The organism is Myceligenerans cantabricum (assembly GCF_054777735.1).
The window spans coordinates 118,742-135,563 of sequence record NZ_BAAHAJ010000005.1 but is presented as its reverse complement, the minus strand read 5'-3'; the positions used below and the strand labels follow the sequence as shown (position 1 = coordinate 135,563).

General features: G+C 71.3%; 15 protein-coding genes. 6 read left to right on the top strand and 9 right to left on the bottom strand.

All coding sequences use genetic code 11. From position 1 onward, the window contains the following. The first annotated feature begins 77 nt into the window (after window positions 1-77). From ACYU96_RS05495 to ACYU96_RS05470, 6 genes are all read left to right on the top strand, one after another. Window positions 78-467, top strand: a complete 390-nt coding sequence (locus ACYU96_RS05495; RefSeq protein WP_460749983.1) for a DUF1304 domain-containing protein — start codon at window positions 78-80, stop codon at window positions 465-467. Window positions 468-531: 64 nt separating this feature from the next. Next, the gene (locus tag ACYU96_RS05490) at window positions 532-1,230 is read left to right on the top strand and encodes a hypothetical protein (protein ID WP_460749981.1); all 699 of its coding nucleotides are present in this window, start codon (window positions 532-534) and stop codon (window positions 1,228-1,230) included. 130 nt (window positions 1,231-1,360) lie between these two features. Then, window positions 1,361-3,010 (top strand): hypothetical protein, encoded by a 1,650-nt coding sequence (locus tag ACYU96_RS05485; protein ID WP_460749978.1) that lies wholly within the window; start codon window positions 1,361-1,363, stop codon window positions 3,008-3,010. A 115-nt stretch (window positions 3,011-3,125) separates the two neighbouring features. Beyond that, window positions 3,126-5,588 carry a hypothetical protein gene (locus tag ACYU96_RS05480; RefSeq protein WP_460749976.1) on the top strand — a complete coding sequence of 821 codons (2,463 nt, stop codon included), beginning with the start codon at window positions 3,126-3,128 and terminating at the stop codon, window positions 5,586-5,588. 7 nt (window positions 5,589-5,595) lie between these two features. Further along, window positions 5,596-6,918: a DUF418 domain-containing protein gene (locus ACYU96_RS05475; protein ID WP_460749973.1), complete on the top strand. Its 1,323-nt coding sequence runs from the start codon at window positions 5,596-5,598 to the stop codon at window positions 6,916-6,918. 4 nt (window positions 6,919-6,922) lie between these two features. After that, window positions 6,923-8,182 (top strand): DUF418 domain-containing protein, encoded by a 1,260-nt coding sequence (locus tag ACYU96_RS05470; protein ID WP_460749970.1) that lies wholly within the window; start codon window positions 6,923-6,925, stop codon window positions 8,180-8,182. 154 nt (window positions 8,183-8,336) lie between these two features. Here the strand turns inward: ACYU96_RS05470 and ACYU96_RS05465 are convergent, their stop codons facing one another. From ACYU96_RS05465 to ACYU96_RS05425, 9 genes are all read right to left on the bottom strand, one after another. Further along, window positions 8,337-9,272 (bottom strand): pilus assembly protein TadG-related protein, encoded by a 936-nt coding sequence (locus ACYU96_RS05465; RefSeq protein WP_460749968.1) that lies wholly within the window; start codon window positions 9,270-9,272, stop codon window positions 8,337-8,339. Window position 9,273: 1 nt separating this feature from the next. Beyond that, on the bottom strand, window positions 9,274-10,650 hold the full coding sequence (locus ACYU96_RS05460; protein WP_460749965.1) for an OmpA family protein: 1,377 nt from the start codon (window positions 10,648-10,650) through the stop codon (window positions 9,274-9,276). 217 nt (window positions 10,651-10,867) lie between these two features. After that, window positions 10,868-11,116: a hypothetical protein gene (locus tag ACYU96_RS05455; RefSeq protein ID WP_460749962.1), complete on the bottom strand. Its 249-nt coding sequence runs from the start codon at window positions 11,114-11,116 to the stop codon at window positions 10,868-10,870. 85 nt (window positions 11,117-11,201) lie between these two features. Then, on the bottom strand, window positions 11,202-11,897 hold the full coding sequence (locus ACYU96_RS05450; protein ID WP_460749959.1) for a response regulator transcription factor: 696 nt from the start codon (window positions 11,895-11,897) through the stop codon (window positions 11,202-11,204). Continuing rightward, window positions 11,897-13,132: a sensor histidine kinase gene (locus tag ACYU96_RS05445; RefSeq protein ID WP_460749957.1), complete on the bottom strand. Its 1,236-nt coding sequence runs from the start codon at window positions 13,130-13,132 to the stop codon at window positions 11,897-11,899. Before ACYU96_RS05445 ends, ACYU96_RS05450 begins: the two co-directional genes overlap by 1 nt. Before the next feature lie 22 nt (window positions 13,133-13,154). Then, a complete protein-coding gene (locus tag ACYU96_RS05440; protein ID WP_460749954.1) occupies window positions 13,155-14,036 on the bottom strand; it encodes a type II secretion system F family protein in 882 nt (293 codons plus the stop codon). A 1-nt stretch (window position 14,037) separates the two neighbouring features. Further along, window positions 14,038-14,961, bottom strand: coding sequence for a type II secretion system F family protein (locus ACYU96_RS05435; RefSeq protein WP_460749952.1), 924 nt, complete (start codon window positions 14,959-14,961; stop codon window positions 14,038-14,040). Then, entirely contained in the window at window positions 14,958-16,451 is a 1,494-nt protein-coding gene (locus ACYU96_RS05430) for a CpaF family protein (RefSeq protein ID WP_460749949.1), read from the bottom strand. The genes ACYU96_RS05435 and ACYU96_RS05430 overlap by 4 nt, the downstream gene beginning before the upstream one ends. A gap of 1 nt (window position 16,452) precedes the next feature. Further along, window positions 16,453-16,821, bottom strand: coding sequence for a TadE/TadG family type IV pilus assembly protein (locus ACYU96_RS05425; RefSeq protein WP_460749947.1), 369 nt, complete (start codon window positions 16,819-16,821; stop codon window positions 16,453-16,455). Window position 16,822 lies beyond the last annotated feature (1 nt).

Genomic DNA, 16,822 nt, shown 5'->3' with positions numbered 1-16,822 from the left:
CCAGCGGGCCCGTGGGTCCGTGGGCCCAGGCAGCGCTGGTCTGTCGTGCCGCCCGGGTGATCGGATAGCGTCTGCGCATGATCATCGCCGGGCTCGCCCTCGCGGGTGTCGCCGCCCTCGTGCACGTGTACATCTTCTACCTCGAGTCGGTCGCCTGGCGGAGCCGCCGGGCCCGCGCCACCTTCGGCATCGCGTCCGAGGAAGAAGCTCGTGCGACCCAGCCCCTGGCCTTCAACCAGGGGTTCTACAACCTGTTCCTGGCGATCGAGGTGGTGCTCGGCATCGTCCTGATGTCCACGGGGACGACGGCGGTCGGGGCGACGCTCGTGTTCGTCGGCGCCGGGTCGATGGTGGCCGCCGCGCTGGTGCTGATCCTCTCCAACCCGTCGATGTCCTCCGCCGCCGCGAAGCAGGGCGCGATCCCGCTGCTCGGCGTCGTCGCGCTCGCGATCGGTCTCCTGGCGTAGACCCCCTCGCCCGGCCGCACGGCTCTCGACGTGGTGAGGGGGCGTTGGGCAGAGTAGGGCCACCATGACGATCTTCTCCTTCCACCTGGCCGAACTACCCGCCGCGGCGACGGCGCGCGCCCTGCTCACGGCGCCGGCGACGGTGTCCGTGCCCGGCCTGCTGCACGCCGAGTGCCTCGCCCTGATGCGGCTCGGCGCGCCGACCGTGTCGCCCGACCGGATGCAGCTGCGCCGTCTGGCGATGTTCGCGCGGTGGAGGGACGAGGCCGCGCTCGACTCCTTCCTGAGCGACCGGCCGCTCGGACGCGGCCTGGCCGGCGGGTGGCACGTACGCCTGGAGTTCCTGCGCCGGTGGTCCCGCCTCGCGGCCCTGCCCGACCTGCCCGCACGTGCCGGGACGTGGGACCCGGAGGAACCGGTCGTGGCCGTCACGCTCGCCCGGATGCGGCTCCCGGAGGTGCCACGCTTCCTGGGCTGGGGCAAGCCGGTCGAACGGCTGGTGCGGGACCACCCCGGAACCACGCTGGCGCTCGCGGCGATGCGGCCGCCGCGGACCATCTCGACGTTCTCGGTCTGGCGTACCGTGCGGGAGATGGAGGAGATGGTGCACGGCCGCAGTGCCGTCCCGGCGCCGGATCGCCATACGGCGGCGATGGCCGAACGTCGCCGCCGCGACTTCCACCACGAGTTCGCCACGCTCCGCTTCCGTCCGCTGTCGGAGCACGGCACCTGGGAGGGCCGGGACCGCATCGTGCCGTGCTGACGGGCTCGGCTCGCCCCTCCCAGGTTGTGAGCCCCTGCGGGCGCCTGGGTTCCCGGGCCCAGGGGCGGCGCCGGAATCTGGGCCGCTGGGCTGTTGCCCGGTAGGTTGAGAGTTTCCTAACTTTGAGTCCGTGTTCAGCAATGACCGCCGGCACCGCACGCGACACCTCGCGCCACCGCGAGGCGTCCGGCCCGTCGCCTCGGGCGAGGCCGGGCAGGGAGCTCTGGAGTACGTCGGGGTGGTCGCCGTCGTCCTGCTCGTCGTCGGCGTGGTGCTCGCGGCCGCTCAGCCCGTCGGCGCCGACGTGAGCGAGCAGCTCAGGTGTGCGGTCTCCCCGATCGACCGGTCCGACGGCGGCGGCGACTGCCCGGGCGCCGACGTCGGGCCCGGCGGCGACCCGACCGGCGTGCCGGGCGAGGAGCACCCCGGCGACCTCCCCGAGGGCGCCCCGGCCGACGACCCCGACAGGCCCAAGGACCCCGAGACCGACCCGTACGGCGACGGCGAGGGGGCTCCGCTGGACGCGCTCTGCTCGGAGCCGCACGAGCGGGCCTCGAACTCGAGGGTGAGGATCCCCGGCACCGGCCCCACCAGCACCGCCGCGTACTGGGGAGTCGCCCAGCTCGCCAACTTCATCATCGACAAGATCGACAACGAGAAGAACAAGGAGAAGCGGGTCAGGGCGGCGCTCGACGACCTCGCCTACTGCTTCCCGGACCACAACATCGTCATCGCGAAGCCCCAGGACGGGAACCTGCAGCAGATGGACGGGTCGGCGTACATCGACACCGTCGACATCAGCGGTGACGACTACCGCATCTACATCTTCGAGACCGGCGAGTTCACCTGGGCCGACGGGAACGACCTCGGCTGGAAGAACCGCGCGTTCCACGGCAGTTTCGAGGTGAGCGACGACCGCCGCACCGTCACGTTCGGCGAGCCGGGCAAGCCCGAGCGGAAGCCGGGCTGGCAGCCCGGTGACGAGGGCTGCCAGGTCGAGGGCGAGGACCTGCCCGACCGGGACCGCTACTACAACATGTACTCGCCGCTGGACGACGAGGGGTCGGCCGCGGCGGTCGGGATGCTCATCAACGACCTCCGCCGCTGCTACCCGGACTACAACGTCGTCGCGATGCACTCGGAGCAGGACTCCCACTGGATCGACGAGCCGGACCAGATGATCTACGAGGGCCGGTACCGCCTCAACTCGAACAAGTATCACGACGACGAGGAGGGGGACGACATCGCCGGCGGTCGCGCCGTGTTCGACGTCTACGTCTTCGAGGACGGCACGTTCTCCAACGACGGCGACGGCGGCTATGTCAACTGGGCCTGGTACGGCCAGTTCGAGCGCGGCGGTGAGGACGACAAGGAGGTCACGTTCGACCGGCCGGCGCCGGCCGACCTGCATCCCGACCCCGCTCACGGGTCCGGGTCCGTCGACTTCGACGACGAGTCGCCGGCGTACACCGAGGGCACCTACCCGGGCACGGACTTCGACGGCGACAAGCCGGGCGACAAGGCCGAGCTGACGCACTCGCTGCTCGACGAGTACTCGAAGGCGTTCCCGGACACGAACATCATCACGGCCAAGCAGTTCAACGATCTGACGTTCGCGAACCTCTCGGGTTTCCGGCACCTGGCGGTGGTGGACGGCGTCGACATCTTCGCGGTCGACGAGGGGACCGTCGCCAACACCGGCGACGGCGGCTGGAAGAACTGGGGTTTCACCGGCAGCTACGAGTACGACGAGGACGAGAGGACCGTGACGTTCGGGTAGCCCCGTGGTCGGCGGCACGCGTGCCCGGGTGGGTCCCGGGGCCCAGGTTCTTTAGGTCTGTGCTTGGGTCACCGGGCCGTCGTGACCAGCGGCGACATTCTCTAGGTTGAGCGCTGTGACGACCCTCGACCCCACCCGCCAGCGCTCGGCCCCCGCCCGTGCCCGCCGATTCCGGGACGACTCCGGGCAGGCCCTGCCGGAGTACGTGGGCATCATCGGGATCATGCTCCTGGTCGTGGGGGTGGTGCTCGCGGCGGCGACGCCGGTCGGGGCGGACGTGTCCGAGCAGCTGTACTGCGCGGTCTCGCCGATCGTCAAGGAGGACGGTCAGGAGAACTGCGTCGACGGTCGTCCCGGGGACCCGGGTGACCCCGGTGGCTCGCCCTCGGGCGGTCCCGACGACCCGGAGGACGGGCCGTGCGAGGAGACGATCAAGGTGGTCGGGGTCTCCGTGGAGGGGGACGACATCCCCCGGACGGTGATCCAGATCGACTGCGTCTGGTACCCGGTTCCCGGCGACTGCGTGAACGAGGACGGCCCCCAGATCATCGGCGTCGGCAGCGAAGGGCGCAGCTACGACCCCGAGGACGTCCAGGACGTCGCCGACTGCGTCGTCGACGGGTGGGGCGACCCGAGCGACGACCCGGACGACGAGAACTGCAACAAGACGATGCCCACCAGCGAGGAGATCAGCCTGCACCCGCCGAGGGTGCGTTCCGGCTGCAAGTGGCTCCCCGTCCCGGAGGACGTGTGCGACGAGGAGTGGGAGGCCTACAAGGACGCCGACCCCGGCAAGGAGCGTGCGGCCAGGGCGGGTGACCTGGACGAGTGCGTCACCACGGCGTACGACAACATGGAGCCGGACTGCTATGTCCAGGTCAACACCCACATCGAGGAGGAGACGACGTCGTTCCTCTTCTTCCGGTTCAGCTCGTCCGAGGCCGTGATGATCGAGAAGCTCGGCGACGGCCGTGTCCGGGTGCACATGCTCGAGGGCTCCGGGTTCGGCGGCGGCGTGTCCGGCGACAACATCTTCGGCTCGCCGATCTCCTTCGGTGTGTCCGCGATCGACGGCGTCACGAAGGACACCGCGTACGAGTTCACGAACATGGCCGACGCCCAGGAGTGGATCGACTGGCGCGAGGAGTACGACGACGTCTCCGACGACGTCCCGAACTGCACGGGTCCGCAGATCCAGTGGGGCGGTGGCTGCGGTGACGGCGGCCGCGGGGAGAAGCTCGAGGAGCTGGACCGCGTCGAGCCCGACCACCACATCGTCAACGACGCCCACGCCGACACGAAGAAGGTCTCGTTCAACGGCGGCCTCGACGGCGACTACATGGGCCTGGGCGGCAGCGTCGAGGGCGGGTACGAGGGCGAGGTGATGGTCGAGGACCGTCTGTGGGACAACGGCCTGTACGAGGTGAGCTACACCTCCACGGACATCGGCGGGTTCCTCATCGGCGGGTCGCTCGGCGGGGGCAAGTCCTTCGGCAAGGGCAACAAGTCCGGCGGCGGCTCGGTCACGGGCAGCGGCAAGGTCGGCATGGAGTGGAAGGGGTCGACGAAGACCACGGTCTACTTCGGCGACGACGGCGACGACGCGGACGACCTCGGCGACATCGTGCAGATCTACATCACCATCGACGACCAGGCGCTCAAGACCCTCTACGAGGCTGGGATCGACGTCGAGGCGGAGCTCCCCTACGGGTTCACGGTCGGCGGTGGCTACAGCAAGAACGAGCAGGAGGGCACGTCCTCGGTCCAGGAGTTCATCCTCGACTTCAACCAGTACCCGGAGCTGAAGGAGAAGTTCGCCCCGATGGTGGACGAGCTGTTCCCGCGCGACTCCAACGGGAAGCTGAAGAAGGGCGACATCGAGATCGACCAGTCCGACCAGGACGACGGCGGCGAGCTGCGCGAGGCGCTGGAGGAGCACGGCAACGTCCGCGAGCTCAGCTATGACGACAAGAAGTCCACGGAGTCCGCCGAGTTCGGCGTCGGCTGGGAGGGGATCGACCTGTTCAAGAACGAGTGGATCACCTCCGACGAGGAGCGGGTCCTGAAGGAGTCCTCGTTCGAGATCACCGACGCCGACGGCAACAAGGTCAAGATCGAGCCGGCGCCGCGCTGTGCGCACGAGAAGTTCGAGCCCGACGACGACTACTACACCAACGGCAAGGACAAGACCGGTGCCGGGGGCACCTGGGACAACCCGAGGTACAACGAGGACGACGACGGCGGGCCCTACCCGGGCACCGGCTTCGACGGGGACGTGCCAGGTGACCGCTCGGAGAAGGCCAAGTCCCTGGTCGTGGAGTACCGCAAGGCGTTCCCGGACAAGAACATCATCGTCCGGCACGAGGACATCGGCCTCGACTTCCGCCCGGACGTCAAGGGGAAGGTGCACCTCGCCAAGGTGGGCGACTTCTACGTGGTCGGTGTCGACTCCGGCACCGTCGAGCGCGATGGCGACGGCGGCTTCCTCAACTGGTCGTACGACCCCAGCACCGCCGAGCGACCCGGCGACGAGAACGTGGTGAGGTTCAAGTCGAAGAACCCCGACGAGGACGAGTGAGCCCACGGTGTCGACCACGCTGACCCGCGGTCCGGTCCGGAGCGCCGAGCGCTCCCCCGCTCCGGACCTGGCCCGCGGTGCCATGCTGCTGCTGATCGCCGTCGCGAACACCCCGTTCTACCTGCTGGGCCGGGAGCATGCCCGGGGCAACGTCCACCCGGTGGGTGGTTCCTGGCTCGACCGGGTCGTCGACTTCCTCACCATCGTCGCCGTCGACCAGCGGGTCTACCCGATGTTCGCGTTCCTGTTCGGCTACGGCATGATGCAGCTGTACTCGCGGCAGATCGCCGCCGGGACGTCCCCGAAGCGGGCGCGCCGCCTGGTGCAGGTGCGCAACCTCTGGCTCCTCGTCGCCGGGTTCCTCCACGCCGCCCTGCTGTGGCAGGGCGACATCCTCGGCGCGTACGGCCTCGCCGGGCTGCTGCTCGTCCGGATCTTCCTCGGCCGCCGGGAGGGCACGCTGCTGATGGCGGTGAGCATCCTGCTGGGGCTGCTCCTGTCCGTGACGGGCTACGTGGCCGCCGACACGTTCGTGCTGGCTCCACCCTCGCCGGCGGAAGCGGCACAGGCCGCCGAGCCGTTCCCGCACGACGAGCCGGCGATCGCGCTGACGTCCTACCTCGCGTCGGTTCCCGCTCGGCTCGGTGCCTGGGCCCCCCTGGCGGTCGCCCAGGGGACCTTCGGCCTGGTCGTGCCGATGATGATCCTGCTCGGGCTCGTCGCCGGCCGCCGCCGCATCCTGGAGAGCCCGGGCGAGCACCTCCCGCTGCTGCGCCGTGTCGCGGTCTTCGGCGTCGCGACCGGGTTTCTCGGTGGCCTGCCGAGCGCGCTCGATCATGCCGGGGTGCTCCGCGTCCCGGCCGGCGACGAGTTCTTCGCGCTGCTCCCCATGACCACGGGGTTCTTCGGTGGTCTGGGGTATGTCGCGGTGTTCGGTCTGGTGGGGTGTGCGGTGGCGCGGCGGCGGCGGTCGGGCGTGGGTCCGGCTGAGGTGCAGCGCACGAGTGTGCTCGTCGTGGATGGTGTTGTGGCGGGTGCGGTTCAGGCGGTGGGGAGGCGGTCGCTGACCTGTTATCTCTTGCAGTCGGTGTTGTGTGCGCCGGTGCTGGCGGGTTGGGGTCTGGGGTTGGGGCAGCATCTGACGTCGTTCTCGATGTTCGGGTACGCGGTGGTGGTGTGGCTGCTGACGGTGGTGTTCGCGGTGTGGCAGGAGCAGCGGGGGATGCGCGGTCCCGCGGAGGTGCTCCTGCGGCGCCTGGTCTACCGCCGCGTGCCCACGGCAGATGGGCCTCCGGACCCTCGTCGCCCGGGGGCCGGGTACCTAGGCTGAGCCGGTGTCGACGACGCTGACCCGTGGCCCCGTCCGGACGTCGGAGCGGTCACCCGCTCCGGACCTGGCGCGCGGCTTCATGCTGCTGCTGATCGCCGTGGCGAACACCGTCTGGTACCTCTGGGGCCGCGAGCACTCGCTGGGCAGCGGCCGTCCGGTCGACGGCTCGTGGCTCGACCGGGCGACCGACTTCGTCGTGATCATGACGGTCGACCTGCGGGTGTACCCGATGTTCGCGTTCCTGTTCGGGTACGGGATGCTGCAGCTGTACACGCGTCAGGTGGCGGCCGGGACGTCGCCGCGCCGGGCCCGGCGGCTGCTCCAGGTGCGCAACCTCTGGCTGCTGGTCTTCGGGTTCGTGCACGCCGCCCTGCTCTGGATGGGCGACGTCCTGGGCGCGTACGGGCTGGCCGGGCTGCTGCTCGTGTGGATCTTCTTCCGCCGCAAGGACGCCACGCTCCTCGCGTGGGTGGGCATCCTGCTCGGCCTGCTCGCGATCGGTACGGCGGTCACCGCCGTCGGCTCGTACGCCGCTGCCCAGCGCTCGCCGGCCGGGGCGGCGCAGGACTCCGGCTCCTTCGTCGACCCGTCGGTCTCGATGACCTCGTACCTCGCCGCCGTCCCGGAACGCCTCGGCCAGTGGGTGTACACCGCGCTCGGTCAGGGCATCGCGGACTTGGTGATCCCGATGATGATCCTGCTCGCCCTCTGGGCGGGCCGCCGCCGTGTCCTGGAGAGCCCGGGCGACCACCTGCCGCTGCTGCGCCGGGTCGCGGTGATCGGCGTCGGGGTCGGCTGGCTCGGTGCCCTCCCCAACGCCCTGGACCACGTCGGGGTCCTGGGCGTGCCGTCGCGTGCGGAGGGGTTCTTCCTCTTCGTCCAGCTGCTCACGGGGTTCTTCGGTGGTCTGGGGTATGTCGCGGTGTTCGGTCTGGTGGGGTGTGCGGTGGCGCGGCGGCGGCGGTCGGGCGTGGGTCCGGCTGAGGTGCAGCGCACGAGTGTGCTCGTCGTGGATGGTGTTGTGGCGGGTGCGGTTCAGGCGGTGGGGAGGCGGTCGCTGACCTGTTATCTCTTGCAGTCGGTGTTGTGTGCGCCGGTGCTGGCGGGTTGGGGTCTGGGGTTGGGGCAGCATCTGACGTCGTTCTCGATGTTCGGGTACGCGGTGGTGGTGTGGCTGCTGACGGTGGTGTTCGCGGTGCGGCAGGAGCAGCGGGGGATGCGCGGTCCCGCGGAGGTCCTGCTCCGGCACCTGGCCTACCGCTGACGGCTGACGCTGACGGCCCGGAGGACCGCTTGACCCGGGCCGGGAGACCTGGGCCCGAGAACGGGGATGGGTGGCCGGAAGGGACCCTCATCAACCTTCCGACCACCCAGTCTTTGGGGGCAGCCTGCCCGGGGAATCGCCGCGCGGAGCGGCGTCAGTCGACCAGGACGACCTCGCTGCCGAACCCGGCCACCTCGGGGAGGTTCGCGTCCTCCTCGCCGCGCGGCCTGAACCTGACCACCTCGTCGTCCCTGTCGAAGCGGCCGTAGAAGGCCCAGTTGATGAAGCCGCCGTCGCCCTCACGGGTGACCGTTCCCTCGTCGAGGCCGTACACGTCGAACCCGGCCTCCGTGGTGACGAGATCCAGCCCCGTCACGTCGGAGCCGAAGTCGACGCCGATGTCCCGGTGGATGACGAGGATGTTCTTGTCCGGGAGCTCGTTGGCGTACTTTCTGGCCAGGTACTGGCTCATCTCCCCGCGGCTGTCGGGGACGTCCCCGACCTCGGGGAGGTTGTCGCCGGCGTCGTCCCCGGCATCCTGCGCGTCGGTCACGCACTCGCCGTCGACCCGCCACCCCAGGCCGCCGTCGCCCAGGCAGAGCCCCCCGCTCAGCTCGACCCGCGCCGTGGCGGCCGCGGCGGTCCGTGTCTCGGCGACCGGGACCTCCTCCTCGTGTCGCACCTCGGCGGTCACCTGGAGGCGCTCGGTGTCGATGCGGAGGTCGGTCAGCTCGGCGCCGTTGCGCTCGGCATACTCCTGGGCCGCCTCGTACATCTCGGCGCGGACGTCGCCGGTGAGCACCGGCGCGTCGACGATGCCCCAGAACGCGAGGAAGTCGAGGGCCCCGAGGTGCAGCCCGCTGAGGATGCCCAGGTGCTCGTCCCACTCCTGGGCCGCGGCGAGCGCCGCGGCGTCCGCGGCGGAGGAGGACTCGCGCCGGTCGTTGGTCGCGGTCCCGACCATGGCGATGACCAGCACGGCGCCGGTCACCAGGGCGACGGCGGTGGGGATGGTCATCACGTGCAGGGACCCGCGTTCGCCGTCGTCGTGCCTCCGGTCGCGGGGCCTGCTGGTGCTCGTGCGCCGCATCTCAGTCTCCCGTCGCTTCGGTCACGGGTACGTCGGTGATCCGGAACCGGTCCGGCGCGTCGATGGTCACGGTGTCCTGGCCGGTGTCGGGCCAGACGACGGTGATCCGGGTGCTCCGGCCCTTGTCGATGGTGATGACTTCCTCGTCGCCGAGGAGCCGGCGCAGCGGGAAGTCCTCGCTGGCGCCGCTCGCCTTGTAGTCGAACGGGAGGACGCGCTGCTCGTCGCCGAGCAGCGCGAGGTTGTGCGCGCCGGCGACCTGGGCGACCGCGCCGAACTTCCGGTCGCCCACGACCTTGAGGTAGGAGGGGAGGAACCACGCGGGGTCGGTCGAGTCGCCGCCCGTGCGCTCCGCCGTCAGCGTCCCGACGACGGCGCCGGGCCGGCGCACCATCGACGCGACCTCCACCTCGTACTCGCCGCCGGCGCTCTCCATGGTGACGGGGCCGTTCTCCACGGTGGGGGCGTCGGTCTCCGGCATGCTGCCGCTCTCGTCCTCGCCCTCGACGACGAGGTGGCCCTGGAACTCGATCGCGACGCGGCGGTTCGCGGCGCGTGCGTCGGGGCTCGTGCCCTCGGCGATCGGCTCGGACTCGCCGCGGCCCTCCTCGGTGAGGGTGTAGTCGGCGCCCAGACCGGTCTCGAGCCGGTCCGAGACGGCTCGGGCGCGGCGTTCCGAGAGCTTCTGGTTGTAGGCGTCGGAGTCGACGTCGTCGGTGTGCCCGACGACGTGCACGTCGCCGGAGTCGGCCTGCTTCTTGATCGAGGCGGCCGCGCGGTCGACGACGGTGCGGGCCTGCTTCGACAGGGTGTGCTCGTCGGAGGCGAAGAGGACGTCGGAGGCGAGGGTGACCGTCACCTCGTCCTCCTCGGCGGCGGTCGACGACTCCGCGTCGTAGGAGTGGGTGAACGCGCGGAGCTTCCTGGTCTCGGCCTCTGCGGCGCCACCCGCCTGGTCGACGGCGGCGGCGAAGTCGTCGCCGGCATCGACCACGGGGACGCCGAGCGCCGCACCGAAGCGGGGGAGCAGCACGTCCGCGGTGTCGCCCGCGGGGGCGGCGAAGACCGCCGTGCCCGTGCCGCGGAGCGTGTCGTCGTCGCTCTCGCCGCGTTCGATGGTGGTCGCGGGGTCGTCGTCGGCGGTCCGGCCGACCAGGTGCACGACGCCGGACTCGGTGTCGAAGAGCCGCACACCCCGGCCGTCGGTGGCGGAGCTGCCGAGGCCCGCGAGGCTCAGCTCGAGCACCCACCACTTCGGGGACTCCGACGGGTCGTCGGGTGTCGCGGTGATGTCGTAGCGCAGGACGGCGTGCTCGCCGTCGGTCTCGATCGGGTGGACGTCGAAGTGCAGCTGGGCCCCGGCCCAGGCCGTGTCCACCGGGACGGCTCCGTCCACGGGAACGGCCCCGTCCTGAGGCGTGGAGCCTCCGGACGGGGCCGTCGAGGGAGCCGATGCTTCGGACGGGTCCCGGCCGTCCGGGGCGGAGTCCTCGGATCCGAGGACTCCACATCCGGTCGACAGGCCCACGCACGCAAGGGTGAGCACCGTGAGTACGGTCCGACGCATTGACTACCTCCGTTGTTCGTGGCTGGGACTACTCGCCGCCGCCGCCCTGCTCGCCGATGTCCTTCACGGCCTCGGTGAGCTGCTCGACGATGGACTTGCCGACGTCCTCGCTGGCTGCGATCACGATCACGACGACCGCGACGACCAGCAGGACGGCGCCGACGTACTCGACGGTGCCCTGGCCGGACTCCTCGTCGTTCGCGCGACGCGTGATGCGCTCGGCGTGGGCCTTCAGGGCGACCTGTGCGGCGATGGCCTTCTGAGTGAGCGTGTTCATGAGGTCCTCCACGATTCCGGTGTTGATCCCGGCTGCGGGACTGGGCCGCAGCACTGAGATGAATCTATGGAATCGACCTCGCCTGTCACAGGGTGTGCGGTCCCAGTTCAGGGCCCGTTCCGACTGGGTCCCGGGGCCCAGTCCGAGCAGGGCCGTGGCCCCGCCGGAGCCACATCACGATGGCCTGGCTCCGCGTGGTGACGCCGAGCTTCGCGAACAGGCTGTTGACATGGTTCTTCACGGTCTTCTCGGAGACGAACAGCCGCCGGGCGACCTCGCGGTTCGACAGGCCGTCCGCCACCAGGTCCATCACCTCGGCCTCCCGGGGGGACAGCAGGCTGCGTACGGCCGGGTCGGGTCCGGGTGCCGGGTCCGACCCGTGGCCGCCGGGGGCGGCTCCGGGCACGACGCCGGAGACCACCTGGCTCCCGCCCCGGCACAGCCGCATGGCGTCCACCATGGCCCGTGGCTCGAGCGCGCCGTGCACCAGGTACCCGGAGGCCCCGGCAGCCATCGCCTCGGCGACGGTCGACTGGTCGTCGGTGTGCGTCAGCATCACCACCGTCGCGCCCCCGGCCAGCCGGGGCAGCAGCTCCAGCCCGCTCATGGCGGGCATCCGCACGTCCAGGAGCACGACGTCGATCCAGCCGGCCAGCACGTGCGCCACGGCCTCTTCCGGGTCGCCGGTGTCGATCACGGACGTGACGCCGTCGGTGCCCTCCAGGAGCGTTCTCAGGCCCATCCGGATGATCGGGTTGTCGTCCACGGCGAGGATTCGCATCAGACCACCTCCGCTGTCCGGCCGCCGATGCCGTCGGGCATCCGCAGCAGTTGGTGAGGAGTGCCGGCAGCCATGCCGCCGGACGAGTCGTCGGCGTGAGCGGGTTCGGCCGGCAGCAGGACCCGGACGGCGGTCCCGCCGTCGGGCGTAGGAGCCCAGATGGCGTCGCCGCCGCACAGCGCGGCGCGCTCCCGGATGCCGCGCAGCCCGTAGCCGCCGTCGCGCGGGACGTCGTCCGGAAGGCCCTGGCCGTTGTCCGAGACCAGAACCTCGGCGGCCGGCCCGACCGTCGTCACGAGGACCTCGACCCGGGACGCCTGGGCGTGCTTGCGCACGTTCTCCAGCAGCTCGGTGACCACGGCGCGGATGTGTCGTGCGCGGCCGGGGCCGATCATCTCGTCCGCGCCGGCGCGGACCGTCAGGTGCAGCGGGATCCCGGTGCGCTCCGTCCAGCGACGGGTGATGTCGGTGACGGGGTCGGTGACGCCGTGGGACTCGTCGCGCAGCTCGCCGAGCGCGGACCGGGTGTGCCGGTGGGCGGTCTGGACGGCGTCGCTGAGCATCCGGGCCACCTTGACGAGGTCGGGGGAGGACCCCTCGCGCTCCAGGCGGTCCGTGAGCCCGCGGGTCGTCAGGGAGAGGCCGGCGAGGTCGCCCGCGACGGTGTCGTGCAGGTCACGGGCCAGGCGCAGGCGTTCGGCCAGGACGGCCTGGTGCTCGCGGGTCGCGGTCAGCTCGGCGTCGGTCAGCGCCTGCTTGCGCAGCCGCCGGCCGAACATGGTGCCGGTCCAGGTCATGGCAGCGGTCAGTGCGGCCCCGGCGATCCCGGTGACGAGGCCGCGCCAGCTCGGCTCGTACGCGGTGAGCTGGAACAGGCAGAGGGGGACGGCCATGACGAGACCGAGGCGCAGGCCCGCGAACATGCCCCAGAGCGCGGCGGTCGCGGCGGCGTAGACCGACATGAGCGGAGACCCGGCGAGCGGGAGCAGGGCGACGACCGCGATGACGATGTCGGCGGCGAGCAGGACCCCGTTGCGCGCGTAGTCCCGGCCGCGCGTGTCCCAGTTCAGCGCGGGCACGAAGGAGAACGGCGTGGCGAGCACGACCAGGAGCACGCCGAGCCAGCCGGCGCCGTCGACCGCCGCCAGGACCAGGGCGAACGCGAGGACCACGAGCCGCACCTGGCACAGCAGCCGGACGGCGGGACCGATGGCCTGCTGGGTGGTCGCATCCATGCCGCGCCGCGGCCCGGACCTCTCAGAAGATCCCACCGAGCACCCCCGCGTTCGCGATGAGCACCGACGAGACGATGAGGATCAGCGCCCCGGGAAGGATGGTCGCGGTCACGGCGAGCGAGACCAGGGGGGCGGCCCGGGCGGCCTTCTGCCGCACGGCCTCGGCGTGCTCGCGGCGCACGTCGGCGGCGATGGAGGTGAGCGCCTCGGCGAGCGGCACGCCCAGCTCCTCCGCCTGCAGCAGCGCCGTCACGAACGTGCCCACGGCGCGCGACTTGGTGCGGTCCCGCAGCGCCTCGAACACCTTGCGCCGGGAGGAGCCGACGTTCATCTCCCGCAGGGCGGTGCGCATCTCGGCCGCCAGCGCGCCGCCGTGGAACTCGCACACGCGCTCCAGCGCCTGGCGGAAACCGAGACCCGCGGTCACCGTGACGGCGAGCACGTCGAGGAAGTCGGGCAGCTCCTGGTCGACCTGCTGCTGGCGCTTGCGGGCCTCGAGGTGCAGCCAGGCCCGCATCCAGGCGGAGAGGGCGAAGAACAGCACGAGGGCGATCTGCCACTGGCCCTGCACCCCGAGCAGGAGGCCGAACAGGGCACCCAGCAGGACGAGGGCCGCCTCGCGGCGCACGAACATCGTCAGGGTGATGCCGTCCGGGCGGCCCGCGCGCCGGATCAGGACGTCGAGCTGCTGCAGCCGGGCGCGGCCCCGGATCCGGGACGCCGGCCGGAGCAGCGGAGCGCCCAGGACGTCCAGCAGGGCGACGAACCCGCGCGGGCGCGGCTCCTCCTCGGGCGCGTACTCCACCTCGATGTCCTCCAGGCCCGTGCTGGTCACCAGGCGGTACCCGGTCATCCCCAGCACCGCGACGCCGGCGGCGGCGAGCGAGATCAGGAGCTCGAACACGTCACACCTCCACCTTCGACAGGCGGCGTACCAGCAGGTACCCGAGAACGAACAGACCACCGGCCACCAGCAGCACCACCTGGCCGATCAGGTTGGTGATCATCTCGTCGACGACCCCCGGGCTGAACGCGTTCATCAGCGCCACCGCGCCGAACGCCAGGAAGATGACGGTGTAGCCGGAGAACTGGGCGCCGATGGTGGAGGTCAGGACCTCGCGCCGGAGCCGGCGTCGTTCCTCGAGCGTGCTGCCGATCCCCGACAGGGCGGTGACGAGGGCACCGCCCGCCCGTCCCTGGATGGTCAGCGTCTGCGCCAGCACCGACAGCTCCCGCGACGGGAGGCGCTCGCTCAGGTTGTCGAGCGCCTGCTGCAAGGACCGACCCAGCGCCATCTCGGAGCTGACCTGCGCCACCTCGGACGCCGCGGGCTCGGGCATCTCGGTCGCGGCCATCTCCAGCGACCTCCGCACGGCGAGGCCTGCCGACGCACCGTTCGCGAGCAACCGCGCCAGCTCCGGAAGCTGCGCCACGAAACGATCGACGCGCTGCTTGCGGAGCCGCTCCAGCCAGCTGCGGGCGGCCACGACGACGATCAGCATCGCGAGGATCGCGGTGGCCCGGCCGAAGAGCGGCAGGACGACGAGACCCGCGACCACCGATGCCGCTGCCGTCCCGGCCAGGAACATCGACGGCGACCAGGCCGACAGCCCCGAACCGGCCAGCAGCGCGATCAGGCGCTTCCCCCAGCGGTAGCGCTGCAGCCGGTCGTCGAGGCGCGCGAACAGGCCGACCCGCGACCGCACGCCCATCTCGGCGGACTCCACCATCTGCCGCTCGACCTCGGCGTTGTTCGCCAGGGTCGCCACGGTCGCGGCCGCCAGGAGCAGCGTCACCACCAGGCCCGCCGCCACGATCAGGATGATCACAGCCGACCACCTCCGGAGGGCGAGCTCTCGGTCCCATAGGGCGGGACCTCGTCGGACCCGGACGGCAGGCCCTGCAGGATCGATGGTGCCTGTGCGGTCGGCGGCGCCTGCCGACCCGGGGGCGTCGTCGCCGCCTGGAGGCTCTGCGGCGGGAAGCTCGGCGCCCTCGTCGTCGGCGCGGATGCCGCGGAACCGGGCGCCGCCGCCATGGCCGGTGCCTGGACGTTCTCCCCGGCGCGCCGCAGCCGCTCGACGAGCTCCTCCGGCGGGGGCGACGACACGAACCTGCCGCTCACCGACCGGTCCGGCCCGACCGGGTCCGGCACGAACTTCACCAGCGGGGACAGCGTGTAGTCCTCGCGCCGCCTCGACGTCACCGCCTGCACCTCCATCACGCGGCGCGAGCCGTCCTGCGACCGGTCCAGGTGGATGATCACGTCGATCGCCGAGTTGATCTGGTCGCGCAACGTGATGACCGGCAGCTCGACCTCGCTCATCGACGCGAGCGTCTCCAGGCGCCCCAGCGCGTCCTGCGCGGTGTTCGCGTGCACGGTGGCGATCGACCCGTCGTGGCCCGTGTTCATCGCCTGCAGCATGTCCAGCGTCTCGCCACCACGGACCTCACCGACGATGATCCGGTCCGGCCGCATGCGCAGCGCGTTGCGTACCAGGTCGCGGATCGCGACGGCGCCGCGGCCCTCCACGTTCGCCGGGCGCGACTCGAGCCGCACCACGTGCCCCTGCTGGAGAGACAGCTCGGCGGCGTCCTCGATCGTCACGATGCGCTCCTGCTCCGGGATCATCCCCGACAGCGCGTTCAGGAACGTCGTCTTGCCCGAGCCCGTACCGCCCGACACGATGACGTTCAGCCGCGCCCGCACGCAGGCGCCCAGCAGCGCGGCGGTGTTCGGGTCGAGCGTGCCCTTGTCCACCAGCTCGGCCATCCGGAACGGTGTCGGGAACCGCCGGATCGTCAGCGTCGGGCCGTCCAGCGCCAGCGGCGGAATGATCACATTCACCCGCTCACCGGTCGGCAGTCGCGCGTCCACCATCGGCGACGACTCGTCCACGCGGCGGTTCACCTGCGACACGATCCTGTCGATCGTCTGGAACAGCTGGTCCGACGACGCGAACCGCGTCGGCACCCGCTCCACCTTGCCGTACCGCTCCACGAACACGTCCGTCGGCCCGTTCACCATGATCTCGGTGACCGACTCGTCCGCCAGCAACGGTTCCAGCACACCGAGCCCCAGCGCGTCGTCCACGATCCGCTGCACCAGCGCGCTGCGCTCCCGGGCCGACAGCACGGGCCCGTCGACCGACAACATCCGGGACAGCACGCGCTCCAGCCGCACCCGCCGCTGCGGCGGGGCGAGGCGGGACAGGTCGTCGACGTCGATCTCCTCGAGCAGGCGCTCGCGGTAGACCTTGGCGAGGTCGTTGTCGTCGTCCTGCCGCTCCTCGGCGGCGAGACGGTCGCGAAGTGCCACGTCAGTCCTCCATCGGGAACTCGGCGGAGCGCGTCAGCGAGACGTCGGTGACCCTCATCTCGCCCAGCCCGAGGGGAGCGGACACGGTGACCTGTACGCGGGCGGTGCCGTCGCCGTCGTCGAACTCGACGTCCTCGAGCTCGAGGCCGGCGGGGATCTGGTTCTCCACCACGGACTCCCAGTCGTGCCCCTGGCTGAGGGCACGTGCGCCGTTCCGGGCGGCCTCCTGGGAGATCGAGGCGGTCTGGGCGACCGTGACGCCCTGGATCGCGAGCACCGCGACCAGGAGGATCGCGAACACGACGCCGACGAGCTCGACGGCGGCCTGCCCGTGTTCGTGGCGGTGCAGGTTCCGGGTTCTGGCGGTCATG

What these genes read in the sequence shown, in the direction of transcription:
- ACYU96_RS05495 (WP_460749983.1), top strand. Translation starts at nt 78, where the DNA reads ATGATCATCGCCGGGCTCGCCCTCGCGGGTGTCGCCGCCCTCGTGCAC.
- ACYU96_RS05425 (WP_460749947.1), bottom strand. Translation starts at nt 16,821, where the DNA reads ATGACCGCCAGAACCCGGAACCTGCACCGCCACGAACACGGGCAGGCC.
- ACYU96_RS05450 (WP_460749959.1), bottom strand. Translation starts at nt 11,897, where the DNA reads ATGCGAATCCTCGCCGTGGACGACAACCCGATCATCCGGATGGGCCTG.
- ACYU96_RS05455 (WP_460749962.1), bottom strand. Translation starts at nt 11,116, where the DNA reads ATGAACACGCTCACTCAGAAGGCCATCGCCGCACAGGTCGCCCTGAAG.
- ACYU96_RS05465 (WP_460749968.1), bottom strand. Translation starts at nt 9,272, where the DNA reads ATGCGGCGCACGAGCACCAGCAGGCCCCGCGACCGGAGGCACGACGAC.
- ACYU96_RS05490 (WP_460749981.1), top strand. Translation starts at nt 532, where the DNA reads ATGACGATCTTCTCCTTCCACCTGGCCGAACTACCCGCCGCGGCGACG.
- ACYU96_RS05445 (WP_460749957.1), bottom strand. Translation starts at nt 13,132, where the DNA reads ATGGATGCGACCACCCAGCAGGCCATCGGTCCCGCCGTCCGGCTGCTG.